The sequence below is a fragment of the Burkholderia sp. WP9 genome, from assembly GCF_900104795.1.
Classification (GTDB): Bacteria; Pseudomonadota; Gammaproteobacteria; order Burkholderiales; family Burkholderiaceae; genus Paraburkholderia.
Window position 1 is genome coordinate 2,163,299 of the sequence record NZ_FNTG01000001.1, and the last position, 19,975, is coordinate 2,183,273.

General features: G+C 62.2%; 20 protein-coding genes. 13 read left to right on the top strand and 7 right to left on the bottom strand.

Annotation, left to right across the window (positions count from 1 at the left end; all coding sequences use genetic code 11):
• Positions 1–74 precede the first annotated feature (74 nt).
• The 8 genes from BLW71_RS09600 to BLW71_RS09635 all read left to right on the top strand — a co-directional run bounded on the left by BLW71_RS09600 (position 75) and on the right by BLW71_RS09635 (position 6,905).
• Positions 75–686, top strand: coding sequence for a TIGR00645 family protein (locus BLW71_RS09600; protein WP_091795615.1), 612 nt, complete (start codon positions 75–77; stop codon positions 684–686).
• A 55-nt stretch (positions 687–741) separates the two neighbouring features.
• Complete coding sequence (locus tag BLW71_RS09605) at positions 742–2,265, top strand: fumarate hydratase (RefSeq protein WP_091795618.1); 1,524 nt, start codon at positions 742–744, stop codon at positions 2,263–2,265.
• A gap of 183 nt (positions 2,266–2,448) precedes the next feature.
• A complete protein-coding gene (bfr, locus tag BLW71_RS09610) occupies positions 2,449–2,928 on the top strand; it encodes a bacterioferritin (RefSeq protein WP_091795621.1) in 480 nt (159 codons plus the stop codon).
• A 331-nt stretch (positions 2,929–3,259) separates the two neighbouring features.
• On the top strand, positions 3,260–4,147 hold the full coding sequence (gene murI / locus BLW71_RS09615) for a glutamate racemase (RefSeq protein WP_496418033.1): 888 nt from the start codon (positions 3,260–3,262) through the stop codon (positions 4,145–4,147).
• A gap of 331 nt (positions 4,148–4,478) precedes the next feature.
• The gene (locus BLW71_RS09620; RefSeq protein ID WP_091800666.1) at positions 4,479–4,715 is read left to right on the top strand and encodes a (2Fe-2S)-binding protein; all 237 of its coding nucleotides are present in this window, start codon (positions 4,479–4,481) and stop codon (positions 4,713–4,715) included.
• 258 nt (positions 4,716–4,973) lie between these two features.
• Positions 4,974–5,711, top strand: a complete 738-nt coding sequence (locus BLW71_RS09625; protein WP_091795627.1) for an energy transducer TonB — start codon at positions 4,974–4,976, stop codon at positions 5,709–5,711.
• A 26-nt stretch (positions 5,712–5,737) separates the two neighbouring features.
• Positions 5,738–6,469, top strand: coding sequence for a MotA/TolQ/ExbB proton channel family protein (locus tag BLW71_RS09630; protein ID WP_091795630.1), 732 nt, complete (start codon positions 5,738–5,740; stop codon positions 6,467–6,469).
• Positions 6,470–6,485: 16 nt separating this feature from the next.
• Entirely contained in the window at positions 6,486–6,905 is a 420-nt protein-coding gene (locus BLW71_RS09635; protein ID WP_091795633.1) for an ExbD/TolR family protein, read from the top strand.
• A 353-nt stretch (positions 6,906–7,258) separates the two neighbouring features.
• On the opposite strand, the gene BLW71_RS09640 is transcribed toward BLW71_RS09635, so the two are convergent.
• Positions 7,259–8,248, bottom strand: a complete 990-nt coding sequence (locus BLW71_RS09640) for a LysR family transcriptional regulator (protein ID WP_091795636.1) — start codon at positions 8,246–8,248, stop codon at positions 7,259–7,261.
• Positions 8,249–8,370: 122 nt separating this feature from the next.
• Here BLW71_RS09640 and BLW71_RS09645 point away from each other — a divergent pair, with 122 nt between their 5' ends.
• The 4 genes from BLW71_RS09645 to hemP all read left to right on the top strand — a co-directional run bounded on the left by BLW71_RS09645 (position 8,371) and on the right by hemP (position 10,778).
• Positions 8,371–9,249, top strand: coding sequence for a pirin family protein (locus tag BLW71_RS09645; RefSeq protein ID WP_091795639.1), 879 nt, complete (start codon positions 8,371–8,373; stop codon positions 9,247–9,249).
• Between the two features lie 155 nt (positions 9,250–9,404).
• A complete protein-coding gene (locus BLW71_RS09650; RefSeq protein ID WP_091795642.1) occupies positions 9,405–9,803 on the top strand; it encodes an OsmC family protein in 399 nt (132 codons plus the stop codon).
• Between the two features lie 23 nt (positions 9,804–9,826).
• Positions 9,827–10,309, top strand: a complete 483-nt coding sequence (locus BLW71_RS09655; protein WP_091795645.1) for an SRPBCC family protein — start codon at positions 9,827–9,829, stop codon at positions 10,307–10,309.
• 205 nt (positions 10,310–10,514) lie between these two features.
• Positions 10,515–10,778 carry a hemin uptake protein HemP gene (gene hemP, locus BLW71_RS09660; RefSeq protein ID WP_091795648.1) on the top strand — a complete coding sequence of 88 codons (264 nt, stop codon included), beginning with the start codon at positions 10,515–10,517 and terminating at the stop codon, positions 10,776–10,778.
• Between the two features lie 335 nt (positions 10,779–11,113).
• Here the strand turns inward: hemP and BLW71_RS09665 are convergent, their stop codons facing one another.
• The 5 genes from BLW71_RS09665 to uvrB form a co-directional block, all read right to left on the bottom strand.
• Positions 11,114–12,520, bottom strand: a complete 1,407-nt coding sequence (locus tag BLW71_RS09665; protein ID WP_091795652.1) for a 4Fe-4S binding protein — start codon at positions 12,518–12,520, stop codon at positions 11,114–11,116.
• Positions 12,517–13,362 (bottom strand): FTR1 family iron permease, encoded by an 846-nt coding sequence (locus tag BLW71_RS09670; RefSeq protein WP_091795655.1) that lies wholly within the window; start codon positions 13,360–13,362, stop codon positions 12,517–12,519. The genes BLW71_RS09665 and BLW71_RS09670 overlap by 4 nt, the downstream gene beginning before the upstream one ends.
• Before the next feature lie 77 nt (positions 13,363–13,439).
• Entirely contained in the window at positions 13,440–13,772 is a 333-nt protein-coding gene (locus BLW71_RS09675) for a cupredoxin domain-containing protein (protein ID WP_091795658.1), read from the bottom strand.
• Positions 13,773–13,904: 132 nt separating this feature from the next.
• Positions 13,905–14,453 carry an iron transporter gene (locus tag BLW71_RS09680; RefSeq protein ID WP_091795661.1) on the bottom strand — a complete coding sequence of 183 codons (549 nt, stop codon included), beginning with the start codon at positions 14,451–14,453 and terminating at the stop codon, positions 13,905–13,907.
• A gap of 334 nt (positions 14,454–14,787) precedes the next feature.
• Complete coding sequence (uvrB, locus tag BLW71_RS09685) at positions 14,788–16,881, bottom strand: excinuclease ABC subunit UvrB (RefSeq protein ID WP_091795664.1); 2,094 nt, start codon at positions 16,879–16,881, stop codon at positions 14,788–14,790.
• 457 nt (positions 16,882–17,338) lie between these two features.
• On the opposite strand from uvrB, the gene BLW71_RS09690 reads away from it, so the two are divergent.
• A complete protein-coding gene (locus tag BLW71_RS09690; RefSeq protein WP_091795668.1) occupies positions 17,339–18,538 on the top strand; it encodes an amino acid aminotransferase in 1,200 nt (399 codons plus the stop codon).
• A 198-nt stretch (positions 18,539–18,736) separates the two neighbouring features.
• Here BLW71_RS09690 and BLW71_RS09695 read toward each other — a convergent pair whose 3' ends face one another.
• The gene (locus BLW71_RS09695) at positions 18,737–19,975 is read right to left on the bottom strand and encodes a DUF3734 domain-containing protein (protein ID WP_091795671.1); all 1,239 of its coding nucleotides are present in this window, start codon (positions 19,973–19,975) and stop codon (positions 18,737–18,739) included.

The following is a 19,975-nucleotide window of genomic DNA, read 5'->3' on the forward strand; positions in this document are numbered from 1 at the left end:
TCGCGTAGTGCGCCTGCCGGCCCGGCGCATTTTGGTCCGTGTTCCGTCACCTGCGTCTCATCCGACTCTTGCCCATGTCCGCTCCGCGAACCGACTCCGCCCAACAGCGCCGCCCCATGCGCCCGCTGCCCGCCATCATCTTCATGAGCCGCTGGCTGCAGGTGCCGCTTTATCTGGGCCTGATCGTCGCGCAAGCCGTCTACGTCGTCCTCTTCCTAAAGGAAGTCTGGCACCTCGTCACGGCCTCCCTGACGCTCGACGAAACCAACATCATGCTGGTCGTGCTCGGCCTGATCGACGTGGTCATGATCTCGAACCTGCTGATCATGGTGATCATCGGCGGGTATGAAACATTCGTGTCGCGCCTCGGCGTGGAGGGTCATCCGGACGAACCGGAATGGCTCGACCATGTGAACGCGGGCGTGCTCAAAGTCAAATTGTCGATGGCGCTGATCAGCATCTCGTCGATCCATCTGCTGAAGACCTTCATCAGCCCCGACCAGAATTCGACGCATACGATCATGTGGCAGGTGATCATCCACGTGGCGTTCCTCGTCTCCGCAGTCGTGATGGCGCTGGTCGACCGCCTCACCACGCATACGCATCCCAAGCATTTCGAAGAGCCCACGGTGCTGCACGCCGTGGGTGCCGCTAAAGGTTCCACTCCCCTGAAGGCGCACGACTGATCCGCCCTGCCCGGCGTGTCCGACAACAAGCGCCCCTGTCTCCACTGAGCTAGCCATGACCGTCATCAAACAGGAAGATCTGATTCAGAGCATTGCTGATTCGCTTCAGTACATCAGCTATTACCATCCGCTCGACTACATCCAGGCCTTGGGCCGCGCCTACGAGCTCGAACAGAGCCCGGCGGCGAAAGACGCCATTGCGCAGATTCTCACCAACAGCCGCATGTGCGCCGAAGGCAAGCGCCCGATCTGCCAGGACACCGGCATCGTCACGGTGTTCGTGAAGGTCGGCATGGACGTGCGTTGGGACGGCGCGACGATGGGCGTCACCGACATGATCAACGAAGGCGTGCGCCGCGGTTATCTGAACCCGGACAACGTGCTGCGCGCGTCGATCGTGAGCCCGCCCGAAGGCGGCCGCAAGAACACGAAAGACAACACGCCGGCCGTGATCCACTACGAGATCGTGCCGGGCGACAAGGTCGACGTGCAGGTCGCGGCCAAGGGCGGCGGCTCGGAAAACAAGTCGAAGTTCGCGATGCTGAATCCGTCGGATTCGATCGTCGACTGGATTCTCAAGACCGTGCCGACCATGGGCGCGGGCTGGTGCCCGCCGGGTATGCTCGGCATCGGCATTGGCGGCACCGCTGAGAAAGCGATGGTGATGGCGAAGGAATCGCTGATGGATCCGATCGACATTCAGGACGTGATCGCACGCGGCCCGAAGGACTGGATCGAAGAATTGCGCGTGGAACTGCACGAGAAGGTCAACGCGCTCGGTATCGGCGCACAGGGTCTCGGCGGTCTCGCCACCGTGCTCGACGTGAAGATCATGGCCGCGCCGACGCACGCCGCGTCCAAGCCGATCGCGATCATCCCGAACTGCGCGGCCACCCGTCACGCGCACTTCACGCTGGACGGCTCAGGCGCCGCCAAACTCGAAGCGCCGTCGCTCGACGCATGGCCGAACGTGCACTGGCAGCCGGACACGGAGAAGAGCAAGCGCGTCGACCTGAACACGCTCACGCCGGAAGAAGTCGCCGCGTGGACGCCGGGCCAGACGCTGCTCCTGTCGGGCAAGATGTTGACGGGCCGCGACGCGGCCCACAAGCGCATTGCCGACATGCTGGCGAAGGGCGAAAAGCTGCCCGTCGACTTCACGAACCGCGTGATTTACTACGTCGGCCCGGTCGATCCGGTGCGCGATGAAGCCGTCGGCCCCGCAGGCCCGACCACGGCAACGCGCATGGACAAGTTCACCGAGACGATGCTGGCTCAAACCGGCCTGATTTCAATGATCGGCAAAGCCGAGCGCGGCCCGGTCGCGATCGAAGCGATCAAGAAGCATAAGGCCGCTTACCTGATGGCCGTGGGCGGCGCAGCGTACCTCGTGTCCAAAGCGATTCGCAGCGCGAAAGTGCTCGCGTTCGAAGACCTCGGCATGGAAGCGATCTACGAGTTCGACGTGCAGGATATGCCGGTCACGGTGGCCGTCGATTCGAACGGCACCTCCGTGCACCAGACCGGCCCGAAGGAATGGCAAGCCAAGATCGGCAAGATTCCGGTCGCGACGGTTTGATTCGCCGCTAACGCCTGTCACGTATGTCGAAGAGCCGGGACTGCGGTCCCGGCTTTTTTGTTGCCGCGCGCAACGCGACACGCGACACCTGAAACAATGTCAAAAGATATGTCTGTTCCCTTGGCTTTTTCAGGTATGGCGTTTATTGTTGTTGAAAATTCAAAGTCCCACAAAGGAAATACCATGCAAGGCGACAAGAAAGTTATCGAGTACCTGAACTCGCAACTGAAGAACGAACTGACTGCGATCAACCAGTACTTTCTGCACGCGCGGATGTATAAGCACTGGGGCCTCGAGAAACTCGGCAAGCATGAATACGACGAATCGATCGGCGAAATGAAGCATGCCGACTGGCTGATCGAACGCATTTTCATGCTCGACGGTCTGCCGAACCTGCAAGACCTGCACAAGCTGCTGATCGGTGAGGAAACGAAAGAGATCCTCGAATGCGATCTGAAGCTCGAACAGATTTCGCAGAGCACCTGCAAGGAAGCGATCGTGTATTGCGAATCGGTTCGTGATTTCATCTCGCGCGAAATCTTCACGAAAATTCTCGACGACACCGAAGAACATATCGACTGGCTCGAAACGCAGATCGACCTGATCGACAAGGTCGGGATCCAGAACTATCAGCAATCCGCAATGGGCTCGGTCGAGTCCTGATCGCATTACGGCGCAACCGCCCGCACCCCGCACGCGCCCCGTTCATGGGTCGGCCCGTTCGCAACGGAGCGGGTACTGGCGGCGGTGCGCTTGGTGGACGCCCGGCGGAAGTGCTCTGGGGAGGCGCCCTGAATCCCGTCCCCGTGGAATGTCCTGACGAAGTGCTTCCGGAAAGCGCGCCGAACAGCGTCTCTAATGGGGAGTTCTGCACGAACTCCTCCCCGGGAGGCGCCGCACGGCAAGTCCCGCTAGGGCACGCCGCGCGGGCGATATACTTGCGCACCTTCCCAGGTTTTCCTTGAACGCCGTGCCGCACGCATCCTCTTCGCCTATGCCCGCAGAATCACCGTCTACGACAACAGAAATGTTCACGTCTGGCGCGGGATCGCGCGCACCGGTCGGCATTTTCGATTCGGGTCTCGGTGGCTTGTCGGTATTGCGGGCGGTGCGCGCACAACTGCCTGACGAGGCGATCCTGTACGCCGCCGACTCGCTCTACGCCCCCTACGGCGAGCGCGACGACGATTTCATCGCCGACCGCACGCTCGCAATCGGCGAATGGCTGGTCAAGCAAGGCGCGAAGGCCTTGGTGGTCGCCTGCAACACCGCAACCGCGCAGTCAATCGCGATGGTTCGCGAGAAGCTGCCTATTCCGCTGGTCGGCGTCGAACCCGGTATCAAACCCGCTGCATTGCAGTCGAAAACTCGCGTCGCGGGCGTGCTCGCCACCCAGGTGACGCTGCGCAGCGCGCGCTTCCAGGCGCTGCTCGAACGCTACGCGGCCGATTGCCGCTTTCTTTGCCAGCCGGGCCACGGACTGGTGCAGGCGGTGGAACGCTGCGACGTCGGCTCCGCCGAACTGCGCGAACTGCTGCGCGGCTACCTGCAGCCTATGCTCGACGCGGGCGCGGACACGCTGGTGCTCGGCTGCACGCACTACCCGTTCCTCGACGCGGCGATTCGCGACATCGTCGGCGACCGGCTGGTGTTGATCGACACGAGCGTCGCGATTGCGCGCCAGTTGGAACGGGTGCTGGACCAACACGGCCTGCGCGCGGCGCCGGAAAGCGCGGGCGCTGTTCTGCCCCGCTTTTATTCCACCGGGGACGGCTCGCATCAGCAGCAACTGGCAGCCAGCCTGCTACATATCGACGCGACGGTCGAACAGGTGTCGATTCCCTCGCGTCGCACCGCAGCTCCGAACTCCCAAGCCGCCTGAACGCCTGACCCACGCGGTTTTTTGCCGCGCCGACACGCGCTTTTACAGGAGCGCTGCGAACTCCAGCGCGCCTTTCCAATGGCTTTGGGAGTGACTTTGGGGCGCCTGTTGGAGAGGCCGCTCGGAGGCGCCGTGGGAGCGCCTTTAGGCCGCCTTTAGGCCGCCTTGACGCCCCCTTTTCGCCCCAACGGCCACCCGCCGCCCGATTTCGTCCTTTAGACGAAACCCTTCTAAGAGTCTGGTTTTGTTACAAAAAATTGGCCAGGACGCTTGCCAAACGGCTCAAACATAATGATAATAATTCGCATTAACGTTAGCTATGACGCCTGCCATGATTGTCTGTGTCTGCAAGTCCGTTTCTGACCGAAAGATCCGTGCCTCGATCGCGGAAGGCGTCGATTCGTTCGACGAGTTGCAGTTCGAACTCGGCGTCGCTTCCTGCTGTGGAAAATGCGCGGAGTCCGTCCGCGACGTCATGATGCAGAGCGGCGTATGCGCGAGCCGCTGTGGTTTCGAGCATAATCCCCAGGCTGTCCCGCTGACGTTCTACGAACGCAAGGCCGCCTGAGACCGAGTATCAAGGAGCGGCTGACGCCGCGCCTCGGGTGCCTGCCGCCCACTGCCGCTCTTCGCTGTTCAAGCGTTATCCCACTGCCGTCAGCAAGCCAGTATTCGTACCAGCCAGCTACCCGCTCACCCCTCACAGGAGTTCGAGATGGAATTGCTGATTGGTTTCGTGACCACTTTGTTCATTTCGCTGCTGATTTTTCGAACATGACGACGTCTTGTCTGACCCGCTGCATTCACAGCGCGCCGCCACGCTGATATGCCGGCCTCGCATACCGTTTCAGCCGGCGCCATGCCGGCTTCGTCCACCCGACCGAACTCCCGCGTCCTGACAGCCACCGCACTGGTTGCAGCGATTCACGTCGCGCTGCTGGCCGTGGTGATGACCTTGCGGCACGACCCTGTTCAACCGGTCCTCGAATCGCGCGTGATGACCGCGCAGTTGCTGCCGCCGGCGCCGGTTGCCACGCCCGTCGCGATACAGTCGATCGCACCGCCGCCGCCCAAGCCGACGCCGCCGGTTCACACCAAGCCGAAAGTCCAGCCGAAGCCGGCTCCAACGCCCAAGCCGACGCCAACGCCTTTACCGGTGGCCGCCGCGCCCTCGCCGACGCCCGTCGCCGCACCCGATCCTACGCCGCCCGCGCCGGCCGCCCCTGTCGCGCCGCCAGCTGCTGCCGCGCCGGCCGTTAGCCGTCAGACGATAGAGGTCAGCGCGCCCAAGAACGTCTCGCACCTTAATTGCGAACTGGTGAAGCCTGATTACCCACCGCTATCCAGGCGGCGTGGTGAAACCGGCACCGCCACCGTGCGGTTCGTGGTCGGCCTGACGGGCAAGCTGGAAGACATCCAGCTACAACAGAGCAGCGGCTTCAGCCGTCTCGACGACGCTGCGCTCGCCGCCGTGCACGCGACTACCTGCAAGCCATTTCTCGAGAACGGCCAGCCGATTCGAGCCGCTTATACCCGGCCTTACAACTTCAGTCTGAGCGACTGAAGCAGATTTCAAAAAAAGGAATTGCAATGCAAAACTACGGACTGGCGCACGTCTGGGCGCAAGGGGATTTCGTGACGCGCGGCATCGCGCTCGCGCTGCTGATCATGTCGGTCATGTCGTGGAGCGTGATCGTGATCAAGGGCTGGAATGTGATGCGCCTGAAGCGCCTCACGAAGAACGCCGAACAGGCGTTCTGGCACTCGGACGATCTCGCCGACGGCGTCAAGAAACTCGGCGCCGGTTCGTCGACCCCGCAGGACAATCCGTTCCTCGCACTGGCGCTGTCGGGTCAGGAAGCGGCCGATCACCATCATCAGACACAGCCGCATCTGCACGACCGCATGGACGTGTCGGATTGGATCACGCGCTGCCTGAAGGACACGATGGACGAAAGCGTCGCCCGCATGCAGAGCGGTCTCGCGATTCTCGCGTCGATCGGCAGCACGGCGCCGTTCGTCGGTCTGTTCGGCACGGTGTGGGGCATCTATCACGCGCTGCTGGCGATTGGCGCGAGTGGTCAGTCGTCGATCGATCAGGTCGCCGGCCCTGTTGGCGAAGCGTTGATCATGACCGCGTTCGGCCTTTTCGTCGCGATTCCGGCAGTGCTTGGCTACAACGCACTGACGCGCGCCAACAAGGCGGTGGTGGCCAAACTGAGCCGCTTTGCGCACGGCCTGCACGCATTCTTCGTGACGGGCGCGCGACTGTCGTCGTCCAAGCGCGGTGACGGCCTGCGGCTCGCCGCGCGCACGAACTGATCAGCGAGGCAATCCAATGGCAATGAGCCCCTTCGCCGCCGACGATGACGACGGCCTGATGAACGAAATCAACATGACGCCGCTCGTCGACGTGATGTTGGTTCTCCTGATCGTCTTCATGGTGACGATTCCTGTGATTCGTCACGCGGTCAAGATCGATCTGCCGCATGCAAGCAGCCAGAAAGAAGACACCAAGCCCGCGCAGGTGACCGTCGCGGTCGACGCCGACGGCAACGTCATGTGGGACGACAAAAAGGTCGACGACACCGCACTGCGCGCGAAAATTGCAGAAGCCGCGCAAGCGAACCCGCAACCCGAACTGCATCTCGACGCGGACCGCAAGGTTCCGTACGAAAAAGTGGCGGAAGTGATGTCGGCGGCACAGGCCGGCGGCCTGACCAAGATCGGCTTCGTGACCCAACCGAAAGCGAAGTGATACGATAAAAGCCCTTTAAAAAAGGGCTGAAAAGTAAAAGGCCTTCATCGTCGGATGAAGGCCTTTTTTTGTGCGCACTCGGCGCCTTCGGGCGGCGGGATCATTTGCCATCGGTCGAAGATTGATAGCTACCTGAATCACCGCATGCGACAGCCGTGATCGACACGGACAGCGCGGTCAGCCCTATCAGGCCCGCTATGATAGCGGCCATGAGTTTTCGCATAAGAGACTCCTTAGCGAAGGGATTTCACTATAGGCCCGGGAGCGCGCGCATTCAAGCAAACGGCCATTGAAAGTACTCATGACAGGCCGCGCTTAAATGCTAAAAGCGATGTTGTCGCGTGTGAGAAGTGCTATGGAGAAATCGCGAACGAAGGCTGCGCGGCAGCGGCCTTTTCCTCGCGCGCGGGGCACTCGCCCATGATGTGTTTGCCGTCGTCGGGATCGAGCATCTCGACCAGATAATCGACAAACGCACGCACCGCCGGCACCATCCCCTGCCGCGACACGAATACGGCGTACAACTGCGGCGTCGGGAAGGTCCAACCCGGCATGACCGGCGACAATTGCCCCGCTCGCAACGCGGCGCCATACATCATCTCCGGCAACGCGGCGATACCGACACCACCGAGCACCGCTTCGCGAATCGTCATCAGATCCGCGGTGACGAGGCGCGGCTCATGTTCGTGCGCGTGCCGCGTGCCGTCTGGCGCGATCAGGTTGTAGACGTGGCGTCCATCGCCGGTCGGCACGTCGAGCGTTTCGAAGCGATTCAGATCGGCCGGCAGCAACGGCGGCGCATTCTGTTGCAACAGGCTCGGCGCGCCGACCAGCATCTGCTGCGTGCGCCACAGCGGCCGCACCACGATGTTGGCATTCTCCGGCGGATCGGAGCGCACCCGCAGCGCAACGTCGATCGAATCCTCGAACAGATCGATCACGCGGTTCGTCACGCGCATGACCACACGCACTTCCGGATAGCGATGCATGAACTCAGGCAGGATCTGCGACAGAATCGTCTGCGAAATCGTGACCGGGACGCTGACGCGCACTGTGCCGCGCGGCGATGAGCGCAGTTGCTGAACGACGTTGACGGCCGCCTGCGCCTCGCTCAGCATCGCCTGACAATGCTGATAGAACAGTTGTCCCGCTTCGGTCAGCGCCAGCTTGCGCGTGGATCGCTGCAGCAGGCGCACGCCGAGCGACGCTTCGAGCTCGGTCAGCCGGCGCGACAGCCGCGACTTGGAGATGCCGAGCACGCGTTCGGCGGCGGAAAAACCGCCATGTTCGACGACCTGCGAGAAATACATCAGGTCATTCAGATTGTGTGAATCGATCTTCATCTCATCGTTCCAGTAATAGAACAATCCATTGCGCGAGGGCGGCTGGCACCCCGGAAAACGGTCCCTATAATAGCTCCATGTTTCAAAAATAACGCTATTCCCCATTTTTTGAGGTGACTTTGATGAGCACGACCCGCACGATCGAACGCACGTTTCCCGCCGTTCGCACGACCGAGGGTGGCGGCTTTATCGTCCATCGCCCGTTTCCGACCCGCATGCTGATGGACTTCGATCCGTTCCTGCTGCTCGACGAAATGGGCCCGATCGACTACGCGCCGGGCGAAGCCAAAGGCGCGCCCGACCATCCGCATCGCGGCTTCGAAACGGTCACTTATGTGCTGGAGGGCCAGTTCGGTCACAAGGACTCGGCCGGCCATTCCGGCACCCTGCACGCCGGCGACGTGCAGTGGATGACCGCGGGCGCGGGGGTCGTGCACAGCGAGATGCCGGACCCGTCATTCGTCCGCACAGGCGGGCGCGTGCACGGCTTGCAGTTGTGGGTGAATTTGCCGCGGCGCGACAAGATGATCGCGCCGCGCTACCAGGAAATGCCGTCGTCGAGCATTCCCGTAGCAACGTCCGCGGACGGCAAGGTGCGCGTCAAGGTGATCGCGGGCGAAGCGCTCGGCGTCAAGGCCGCGATCGAAACGCGCACGCCGATTCTGTATCAGCATTTCTCGCTGCAACCGGGCGCGACGATCCGGCAGCCGGTGCCCGCCGACTATCGCGTGTTTGCGTATAGCCTGTCGGGTAACGGGTTCTACGGCGAAGGCGAAGCGCGTCAGGAAATCGGTGCGCAGAAAATGGTCGTGTTTCAGAACGACGGTGACTCCGTGACGCTCACGGCCGGCGCGGAGCCGCTCGACGTGCTGCTGCTCGGCGGCGTGCCGCTTAAGGAGCCGGTGGTGCGCTATGGCCCGTTCGTGATGAACACGGAAGACGAGATCCGCCAGGCCGTCGTCGATTACCAGGCCGGGCGCATGGGCGCGATCACGCATTGAGTCCCGGGCGCGCGAAGCACGCGTCGCCCGCGCCGCAACCCAAGGCGCGAAGGCCGGTAAATTCGTTCACAATAGCGATTCAGGCCGCGCGCCACGCCGTTGCGTCAAAACGGGCGGTGGCGCGCGGCGATTTCCGTCCCTGTTCAGGAGCGCGCATGGCAGAGCCCACCGTCACCGCCCACATCGGTTCGACGAATTTCCAGGTCCTTTTCGACGACGGCAAGCACACATGGCTTGCCGACGAGCCCGAGTCGCTCGGCGGCGGTGATCGCGGGCCGACACCCGTTTCGTTGTTGCTGTCGAGCCTCGGCGCGTGCACGTCGATCACGCTGAAAATGTACGCTCAGCGCAAGGAATGGCCGCTCGCCGACGTACGCGTGACGCTCTCGCTCGAAACCGGCGACGCGGGCACGACCATCGACCGCAAAATCGTGCTGGAAGGCGATCTGTCCGACGAGCAGCGGGAACGGCTCTTGCAAATTGCCAATCAGTGCCCGGTTCACAAGATCCTCACGCACTCGATCACGATCCGTTCAGGGCTCGCCGTCGCTTAACGCTTTCATAGGAAGCCGTCGTTTTGAATTTCGAACACCTTATCCAGATCAACGACCCGTTGAATCCGTTTGTCGAGTCGATGACCCGCGAGCAGTTGTGGGAGGGTCTCGTGCTGCGCGCCGAACAGCCGCAACTGTTCGTGATGGGGCTCGACAGCTGCACGATTCTCTCGCGCGACGGCAACGTGCTCGAGCGGGAGCTGCACTACGGCCAGGCGACCGTACGCGACCGCGTCACGCTGGACCAAAGCCAGAGCGTGCGCTACGACATTCTGCCGACGGCGGACTACGTCGGCGGCTCGCTCACCATGACCATCGAGCAACCGGACGAACTGCAGCTGTTTCTGCGCTTCGAGTACGCGACCACGTTGCCCGAATCGACGGATCCCGACGCGCATCAAACGCAGGAGATCGTGAAGTCGGCGTATCGCGAGAACGATATCGATACCGTTCGGCTCATCCGTCAGTATGTGCAGGCCAAGCAGGAACCCGGCTCGCTGCATTGAATTTCGCGGGCGCCCTTCCGGCCCCGCTCGCCATCGATTGCAAGGCCGCTGGTCGAAGCGGCGGCCTTGGCCAGATTTCTCCGTTTTGTCGCCGCCTTGGTCGCTCGACTATCGAAACAAAAATTCGATCAACTTCCTTAACTTGTAAATAGGAATAGTTATCATTTAGAATTAATCCATCGAATCGACCAACAGCAAAAAACCAATGACCGATACTGCGCGCCCTTCGACACTCAGCTTGCGCCGCCCCGCGGCCGCGCTGACCAGCCGTCCGAAAGCCTCCACGGCGGCGGCGACCAGCCAGAAGCCTGGCGCGGATCGCGCCAAGGCATCATCGGGCGAGACGTCGGAGCGGATCGTACGCAGCGACGCGCTGCTGCAAGGACATAGCCACGTCAGCATCGTGCACAACGGCGAGACCTACCAGTTGCGCGCAACGCGCCTGGGCAAGTTGATTCTGACGAAGTAAGGACGAACAGCGGTAACTACCGGGTATTGTGGGGACCACCTCCCAGAGAGGTGTTGGGCATTAGCCAGCCACGACGGCTTGCACGTGAGAATTAGACCCCTTCGTGCAGACACCAAGCCAGCCGTCGCAGCCAGCCAGGCCGCTTTTTTGGTCCTCACTCGATGCGGCCACACGCAACGGCGTGTACCGATCATGCAGACAATGAAAAAAGCCGTAGGATGATGTCATCTCCACGGCTTTTCTGTTTGGCGCGGCGCTTAACGGTGCATCAGATGCATCCAGTCGCGGCGCCGGGTATTGAGTTATTTCGGCCTTGCTTCGGCGTTACCTCGGCGTCACTTCGAAGCCCAGCCCCAGAACATCAACCACCATGCGCTGTCGACCACGGCCAGCGCCGCGCCGAACCACATCATCGCGAGGCCGCGCTGAACGAAGCGTTCGCTGTAGCGGCGCGTAACGAGCCAGGCCAGCCATGCGCTCCACAGATTGGCAATCGCCAGTATCGCGATACGCATGTCCGACGCCCACCACAACGACACATGTTCCGCGCGCAACAGCGACAGCGTGGTCGCGGACAGGCCGAGGAACACGCCCGCGCCGGCAATCGGAATCAGCCCTTGCGTCAGATGATGCAAACGCACGGCATTGAAGCGCCCCAGCATGCGCGTCGCGCCCATCAGCAGCACCAGCAGCGCGGTGCCGTACACCAACGCCGTGGCGAGGATGTAGCCGATCACCATCGTGCCGTCGAGCCACGAAAACACATCGTTCTGCTCGGGGTAATGCGTGAACAGGAACCACGGTGCATTGGTGTCGAGCGGCCACGTAATGTCGTGATCGACCAGCCAGGTCGCGAAGAACATCTTCAGATCGACGAACCAGCGCGACGCGGTCCAGTGGAACGCGCCGATCGCAATGCCGAGCAGACCGTACAGGATCAACGCGGTGTCCCACGGGTTCGCCTGCTTGTCGCCCAACTGAACCACTTCCGAGGACGGCGCGCGCCACGTCAACGCAATCGCGTCGCGGTGCCCGCTGCAACGGCCGCACATATGGCAGGCCGACGCGCCCTTCATATTGCGCAACGGCACGAGCGGCGCGCAATTGATCGGAATCACGCGATGCCCATGCTCGCCGTTCTTGTAGGAACGGCGCCAGGCGTCTTCATCGACTTTGTAGTGAAACGGCGCGAGCCGCGCCAGAAGCGAAAAGACCCCGTTGACGGGGCACAGATACTTGCACCAGACACGTTTCTCGCGCCCGTAAAGCAAGCCGATGATCATCGCCGCGAAGGTCGAACCGCCCAGCACCAGCAGCACGGCCTTCGGATACTGGTAGACGCTCACCATCTGACCGTAGATGGTGGTGATGCCGAATGCGACGAACGGCCAGCCGCTCCAGCGCATCCAGTGTGGAATCGCCCAGCCTCGCCCGTATTTGCTGGCGAATTCGGCGAGCGCGCCTTCGGGGCACAGCACGCCGCACCAGACACGGCCGAGCATGACCATCGAAAGCAGCACGAACGGCCACCAGATTCCCCAGAAGACGAACTGCGCCGCCAGCGTGAGGTTATTCCACAAGTGCGCCGTGTCGTCCGGCAGCGGCATGACCGCCGGCACCAGAATCAGAAACGCGTAGACCGCCACCACGACCCACTGAATGCCGCGAATCGCGGCGCCGTGGCGCTGCATCCACTGCCCGGCCGCCGCAAGGCGGCCCGGGCGGGTCATCACGGTGCTCATGCCGCGCGCCCGGCGGCTTGTTGTACCGGCTTGCGGTTTGCACGGCGCAACAGCAGATACACCACCGCCCAGTACACCGCGTACGCCACCAGATTCATCATTGCCGGATGCGCGCGATAGCCGGTGAGCGTGGCGACCAGCGAACCCAAGGTGCCCGAGTCGTCCAGAATCGCCGACGAGTTCCACATCTGATCGACGAGTGTCGGCAGGATTTCCTTGTCGATCAGCTTGTCCACGCCGGTCTGGAACAGGCCCGCGCCGAGGAACAACAGCATGATTTCGGTGATGCGGAAAAACAGCCGCCACGAGAAGAACTTGCCGCCCAGTTGCAGCACGTAGAAGGTCAGGAACGCGAGCGCGAGACCGATTACGACCGCGAGCATCTGGCTGCCGTCCACGTGACCGGACTGGCCGAAACCGAGACCGTACAGGAAGATCACCGTTTCGCTGCCTTCACGCGCGATCGCCAACGCCACCAGCAACGCGACGCCCCACCAGTTCGAATCGCGCTGGCTCTTTTGCAGCGACTGCTCCATGTCTCGCTTGAGCGAGCGGCCATGCTGCTTCATCCACAGCACCATTTGCACGATCAGCACGCAGGCGATCAGCACCATCGCCGTCTGGAAATAATCCTGCGCGTCACCGGAAAGCACCTCGGTGAAACCGACCAGCGCCGCGCCGAGCGCCACCGCCGCGATCAATCCGGCTGCGACACCGCCCCACAGGTACGGCAAGCCGCGGCGCGCATCGTCGTCGCCATTTTTCAGCCACGCGTACAGAATGCCGACGACCAGCAGCGCCTCGACACTTTCCCGCCATACGACGAACAGAATCTGACCCATCCAAGCTCTCCCTCTACCCTTCTACTGCCTTGGCGAACACACGAACCGCCGACGGCCCGCGCTCGCAGCTGAGGCCATTACTTCGCGACGATGACACCCTGCGCCTGCTGATGGAAATCGTCGAAAAACTTGTACTCGCCCGGTTCCAGCGGCGCGATCACCACGAACGAATCCGCGCCGGGCGCCAAAACCTTTTCCTTACGCAACTGAACGCTTTCGAATTCAGCCGCGCCCTTGCCCGTGTTGCGCACTTCGATCTTGATACGCTGACCCGCCGGCACTTCGATGCGTGCTGGATTCAACTTGCCGTCGTTCATTTCCAGCTTGAAGGTCGGCAGGTCGGCTGCGTGCGCTGCGCCCGCCAGCAAAAGCGTGGTGGCGAAGGTTGCGATCTTTCGGTTAATTCTCATCAGCCTTTCCGGAAAACGTGGCGCAGTGCGGGTTCATCAACGACGCGCCGCCTGCTGCATGGATTCATTCATCCCCTTCGCCCACGCGCGGCCACGCGGCAAAGCGTGGCCACACATGACGATGCGCGGCGATCAGTAGCCGCCCTTCTTGCCGATACCGGCGAAGGTGAAGTCGTATTCGAGCGTGATCGGCTTGAACCACGGGCCTACACCGGTTTCCTTGTCGACGTGACGGCCGAAAGCCATATGGCCCGTTTGCATCGGCGCTTCGACGATCATCTTCAGGTGATACTTGCCCGGGCCTTGCAGCTTGACGTTATCGCCGTAGTGCGGGCCGTCGTTGGCGACCATCGCCATCATGTCGCCCTTTTGCGTCTGGTTCGAACCGGCTTTCGTCAGCTCATAACGCACTTGCAGATACGGCATCCAGTCGCCTTCGGCGAAACCGGTCGGATTGTTCTTGACCGCGTGAATGTCGGCCTCGAGGTGGATGTCCGAGTCCGAGGCCTTGCGCATCATGCCTTCGGGTTCCATCGTGATCGGCTGCAGATAGACCGCGCCGATTTCCATGCCGCCCTGAATCTGCTGCTTGCCGATCGGGTACTCCGCTGCCGTTGCCGACAACGCCGCGACCGCGGCTACCGCTGCTGCGCCACCACGCACAAATGAAGAAATCCGCATTGAAACTCCTTGTTTTTTTATCAGACTCGAATCGAACCCATTGGAACAGTGCGTTGCGCAGGCTTTGATGCAGCGGCCCCAAGCCTTGAAACCCACGGCCGGTCGGAGCCTAAGCGCTATACGAACGTTAATGCGAACCATTCTCAATATTGGTTGAGTTTACCATCGATCGCGAGGGAGAACAATTCAGAACGCACGCAAAGCCCTATGCCAGCAGGGTCTTAAGGTGCTTTTAAGGAAGTGCGCGGTGATGACATGGCGCGCTGCCGGGCGAGTGCCGGGCAGCGGTCGACAGGGCGCGATGCGGCGCCGCGCCCTGCGGCGGAAGGACGCATTATTCGACGCCGGACACGTGATCGCCGACGTTCGCGCCGAACACGCGCTGGCGCAGCAAGGCGAGCTGGTCGCGCGTTTGCGCGGCCTTTTCGAACTCGAGGTTCTTGGCGTGCTCCATCATCTGCTTTTCGAGGCGCTTGAGCTCCTTGGCAAGCTGCTTCTCGGACATGTCCTCGAATTTCGCGCGCGTCTGCTGTTCCTTCAGTTCGGCGCGGGCGTCGTCGACGTTGTACACACCGTCGATAATGTCGCGAATGCGCTTGACCACGCCCCGCGGCGTAATGCCGTTTTCGAGGTTGAAGGCAATCTGCTTGTTGCGCCGCCGCTCGGTTTCGTCGATGGCGCGGCGCATCGAGTCGGTGATCCTGTCGGCATAGAGAATCGCCTTGCCGTTCACATTACGCGCCGCCCGGCCGATGGTCTGGATCAGCGAGCGCTCGGCACGCAGGAAGCCTTCCTTGTCCGCGTCGAGAATGGCGACGAGCGACACTTCCGGGATATCCAGCCCTTCGCGCAGCAGGTTGATCCCGACCAGCACGTCGAAGGTGCCAAGCCGCAGATCGCGGATGATTTCAACCCGCTCCACCGTATCGATGTCGCTATGCAGATAACGCACCTTGACGCCATGGTCGGCCAGAAACTCGGTCAACTGCTCGGCCATGCGCTTGGTCAGCACCGTCACCAGCACGCGGTCGCCCACTTTGACGCGCTCGTTGATCTCGCCTAGTACGTCGTCGACCTGGCTGCGCGCCGGCCGCACTTCGATTTCCGGATCGACGAGACCCGTGGGGCGCACCAGCTGCTCCGCCACCTGCCCGGCCGTTTTCTGCTCGTAGTCCGCCGGCGTGGCCGAGACGAACACCACCTGGCGCATCTTGCGTTCGAACTCGTTGAATTTGAGCGGCCGGTTATCGAGCGCCGACGGCAGGCGGAAACCGTAGTCGACCAGATTTTCTTTACGCGCCCGGTCGCCGTTGTACATGCCGTTCAACTGCCCGATCAACACATGCGATTCGTCCAGCATCATGATCGCGTCTGGCGGCAGGTAATCGACCAGCGTGGGCGGCGGTTCGCCCGGCGCCGCGCCCGAGAAGTGCCGCGAGTAGTTCTCGATGCCCTTGCAGAAGCCGAGTTCCTGCAGCATTTCCAGGTCGAAGCGCGTGCGCTGCTCGAGCCGCTGCGCTTCAACCAGCTTGCCGCCGCTGTAGAAGAATTCGAGCCGCTCACGCAGTTCGTTCTTGATCGTTTCGACCGCGCGCACCACGGTATCGCGCGGCGTCACATAGTGCGACGACGGATACACCGTAAAGCGCGGAATCTTCTGACGCACGCGGCCTGTCAGCGGATCGAACAGTTGCAGCGTTTCGATTTCGTCGTCGAACAACTCGATGCGCACCGCCATTTCGGCATGCTCGGCCGGGAAAATATCGATCGTGTCGCCGCGCACGCGAAACGAGCCGCGCTGGAAGTCGGCCTCGTTGCGGTTGTACTGCATGGCGATCAGCCGCGCGATGATGTCGCGCTGGCCGAGCTTGTCGCCGGTGCGCAGCGTCAGAATCATCTTGTGGTATTCGGACGGATTGCCGATACCGTAAATCGCCGACACCGTCGCCACGATCACCACGTCGCGCCGCTCCATCAGGCTCTTGGTGGCCGATAGCCGCATCTGCTCGATGTGCTCGTTGATCGACGAGTCCTTCTCGATGAACAGGTCGCGCTGCGGCACGTACGCTTCCGGCTGATAGTAGTCGTAGTACGAGACGAAGTACTCGACCGCATTGCGCGGGAAAAACTCGCGGAACTCCGAATAGAGCTGCGCGGCAAGCGTCTTGTTCGGCGCGAACACGATGGCCGGGCGGCCGAGCCGCGCGATCGTGTTGGCCATGGTGAAGGTTTTGCCGGAGCCGGTCACGCCGAGCAGCGTCTGGAATGCGAGGCCGTCTTCGACGCCTTCGACGAGCGTGTCGATCGCCGTGGGCTGGTCGCCGGCGGGCGGATACGGCTGGTACAGCTGAAACGGCGAGCCTTCGAACCTGACGAATTTGGATTCGTCGAGCGTATCTTCGGCTTCAGTCAGATGTTGTTCGGACATGTGGGGCGGCGCCTGGCCTTGGGGCAAAGAACTATTCTAACGGGTTGCGGGAATCGAGGATCGAGCGGGTCTGCGTAGGCTTTTCAAGGGTTCGCGCGAGTCTGGCCGGGCGCGATGTTGTGGCCCTTTGGGGCGGTCGCAGGGCATTGGCTCATCGCGGCCAGGTGGCCGTGACGCCCCGTCGCCGCTCGGTTGCGGGCCGGTTTTCCGGTCTCTCCAGACGGCGTTGCGGACCTCGCCGCTCTTTTCAATTGGCGCCGGAGTGCCTGTTTTTCAAGCAAAAAATTCCATCCGTCCGGCCGTGTCGGCCAAAAAATGATCGCGAATTCGTTACAATGCGAAGCTGCACTCGCTCGCCGTTGTCCGCAGTCCGTTTGTGCCCTGCGCCGGACACCACTGCTGGCCCGGCCGTCCGCGATCGAAGCCGTCCTCTTTTCACTACTGCTGCCCATCCATCATGTCTCTGTTCTCCGCCGTCGAACTTGCTCCCCGCGACCCGATTCTGGGCCTGAACGAAGCCTTCAACGCCGATACGCGCACGACCAAGGTCAACCTTGGCGTCGGCGTGTACTTCAACGAAGAAGGCAAGATTCCGCTGTTGCGCGCCGTGCGCGACGCGGAAAAGGCCCGCGTCGACGCCGCGCTGCCGCGCGGGTATCTGCCGATCGAAGGTATTGCCGCTTACGATGCCGCCGTGCAGAAACTGCTGCTCGGCAACGACTCGCCGCTGATCGCAGCGGGCCGTGTCGTGACGGCGCAAGCATTGGGCGGCACGGGCGCGCTGAAGATCGGCGCGGACTTCCTGAAGCGTCTGAACCCGAACGCCAAGGTCGCGATCAGCGACCCGAGCTGGGAAAACCACCGCGCGCTGTTCGAAGGCGCAGGCTTCGAAGTCGTGTCGTACCCGTACTACGACGCGCACACCCACGGCGTGAATTTCGACGCCATGTTGAGCGCGCTGAACAGCTACGCCGCGGGCACCGTCGTCGTGCTGCACGCGTGCTGCCACAACCCGACCGGCGTGGACCTGAGCGTCGAGCAATGGAAGCAGGTTGTCGAAGTCGTCAAGGCGCGCGATCTGGTGCCGTTCCTCGACATCGCCTACCAGGGTTTCGGCGACAACATCGAAGCGGACGCTGCGGCCGTGCGTCTGTTCGCCGCGTCGGAACTGAACGTGTTCGTCTCGTCGTCGTTCTCGAAGTCGTTCTCGCTGTATGGCGAGCGCGTCGGCGCCCTGTCGATCATCACGGCAAGCAAGGAAGAAGCCGCTCGCGTGCTGTCGCAACTGAAGCGCGTGATCCGCACGAACTACTCGAACCCGCCGACGCACGGCGGCTCGGTGGTCGCGGCCGTGCTCGCGTCGCCGGAACTGCGCGCCACGTGGGAAACGGAACTGGCCGAAATGCGCGACCGTATCCGCGCAATGCGCAACGGTCTGGTCGAACGCCTGAAGGCTAGCGGCGTGGACCGTGACTTCAGCTTCGTGAACGCGCAACGCGGCATGTTCTCGTACTCGGGTCTGACGGCGCCGCAAGTGGACCGTCTGCGTGAAGAGTTCGGCATCTATGCCGTGAGCACGGGTCGCATCTGCGTGGCTGCGCTGAATACGCGCAACCTCGACGCGGTGGCCAGCGCGATCGCTCAAGTGTTGAAGTAAAGCATCGAGACGCGCGGGCATTCATTGCACGCGCTCTGCTTGAACTTGCTTGTGGAAACGGCGCCCTTTCGGGGCGCCGTTTTTTTGTGCCTGATTGCCTGTTACTTGCGACGTGAGCCGAGACGTTTGCGATGCGTCATGAATCGCCGCGACGACAGAGATCCACCTCTATTGCGCGCCGCCCGGACCCGCCGCTCTTCAGCGCGAATCCCGATGGATATCGTGCGTGACAAAGCCTGCGTCGTTATTCGGCATGTCGAGCCAATCCGGTTGCGCGAGCGAACGACGAATGTCCTCCAGACCGCTTTGCCAATGTTCACGCATCGTCGACAGGCCGAACTGAAAGTCCTTGTAGTGCCCCTCGTATTCCTTCTCGCGGTAGATGAGGTGAATCACGTTGTAGCGCTTCGAACACGACAGATCTTCCGCAAGTTTGCACCACGGATCGTCACGCTGGTCCGACGGCACGCGTTCCAGCACCTCGCGCAACACGTGCCGGAAACGCTGCGACCGTTGCAGCATGTCGGTCACGAGACGTGTGCGGCTCGAATACTGGATGTCTTTCATACGCCCCTGGACATCGGTGATGTTGTCCGGCACAGGTCCGATCGCACTCCAGAGATCGACCTGAAACGCGAGCGTGTCACGGCGCGGTGTGGACTGGATCACCTCGTAGAGCGGCGTGTTCGACATCAAACCGCCGTCCCAGTAAAACTGGCCGTCGATCTCGACCGCCGCGAACCCTGGCGGCAGCGCACCGGAGGCCATGAAGTGCTCGGGCCTCAGTGTGGTGTGCGTGTTGTCGAAGTACGCGAAATTCCCCGAGCCGCAATTGACCGCCCCCACCGAAACGCGCATTTCGCGCGAATTGATCCGGTCGAAATCGCAAAGCGCTTCGAGCGTGGCTTTTAGCGGCGTGGTGTCGTAGTAACTGGCCTGTTGCGGCGGCCCGGACACCGTGGGCAACGGCGGCGGGAAGCGGGGCACGAAAAAGCCCTTCTGCCCCTCGACGATGGCACCCATTGCCTGCGTTGCCGTGAACGCTTTGCGCACGGCTTCGCTGGAGTTGAAAAGCGCGTGCTCGATAAATGCCGGCAACGGCGGGCCGAAAGCCGGCTGGCAGATCGTCTCCCAGAATTTCAACAACCGCTCGACGCGCTTCTCCGGCGGATTGCCCGCAATGATGGCGGTGTTCAACGCGCCGATCGAAATGCCGGCCAGCCAGTTCGGCTCGATGCCGGCTTCGTGAAGCCCCTGGAAGACACCGGCCTGGTAGGCACCCAACGCGCCGCCGCCTTGCAGCATCAGCGCAACGGTTTCGTAGTCAGGCAAATGGACGTGCCGGCCCAGGTGCTCAGCGGGCGCCGGACCGGCGCCCTCGCCTTCCCCGTCGCCGGGCGCGGCGACGCGCGCCCGCTTGAGATTGCGTTGCGCCAT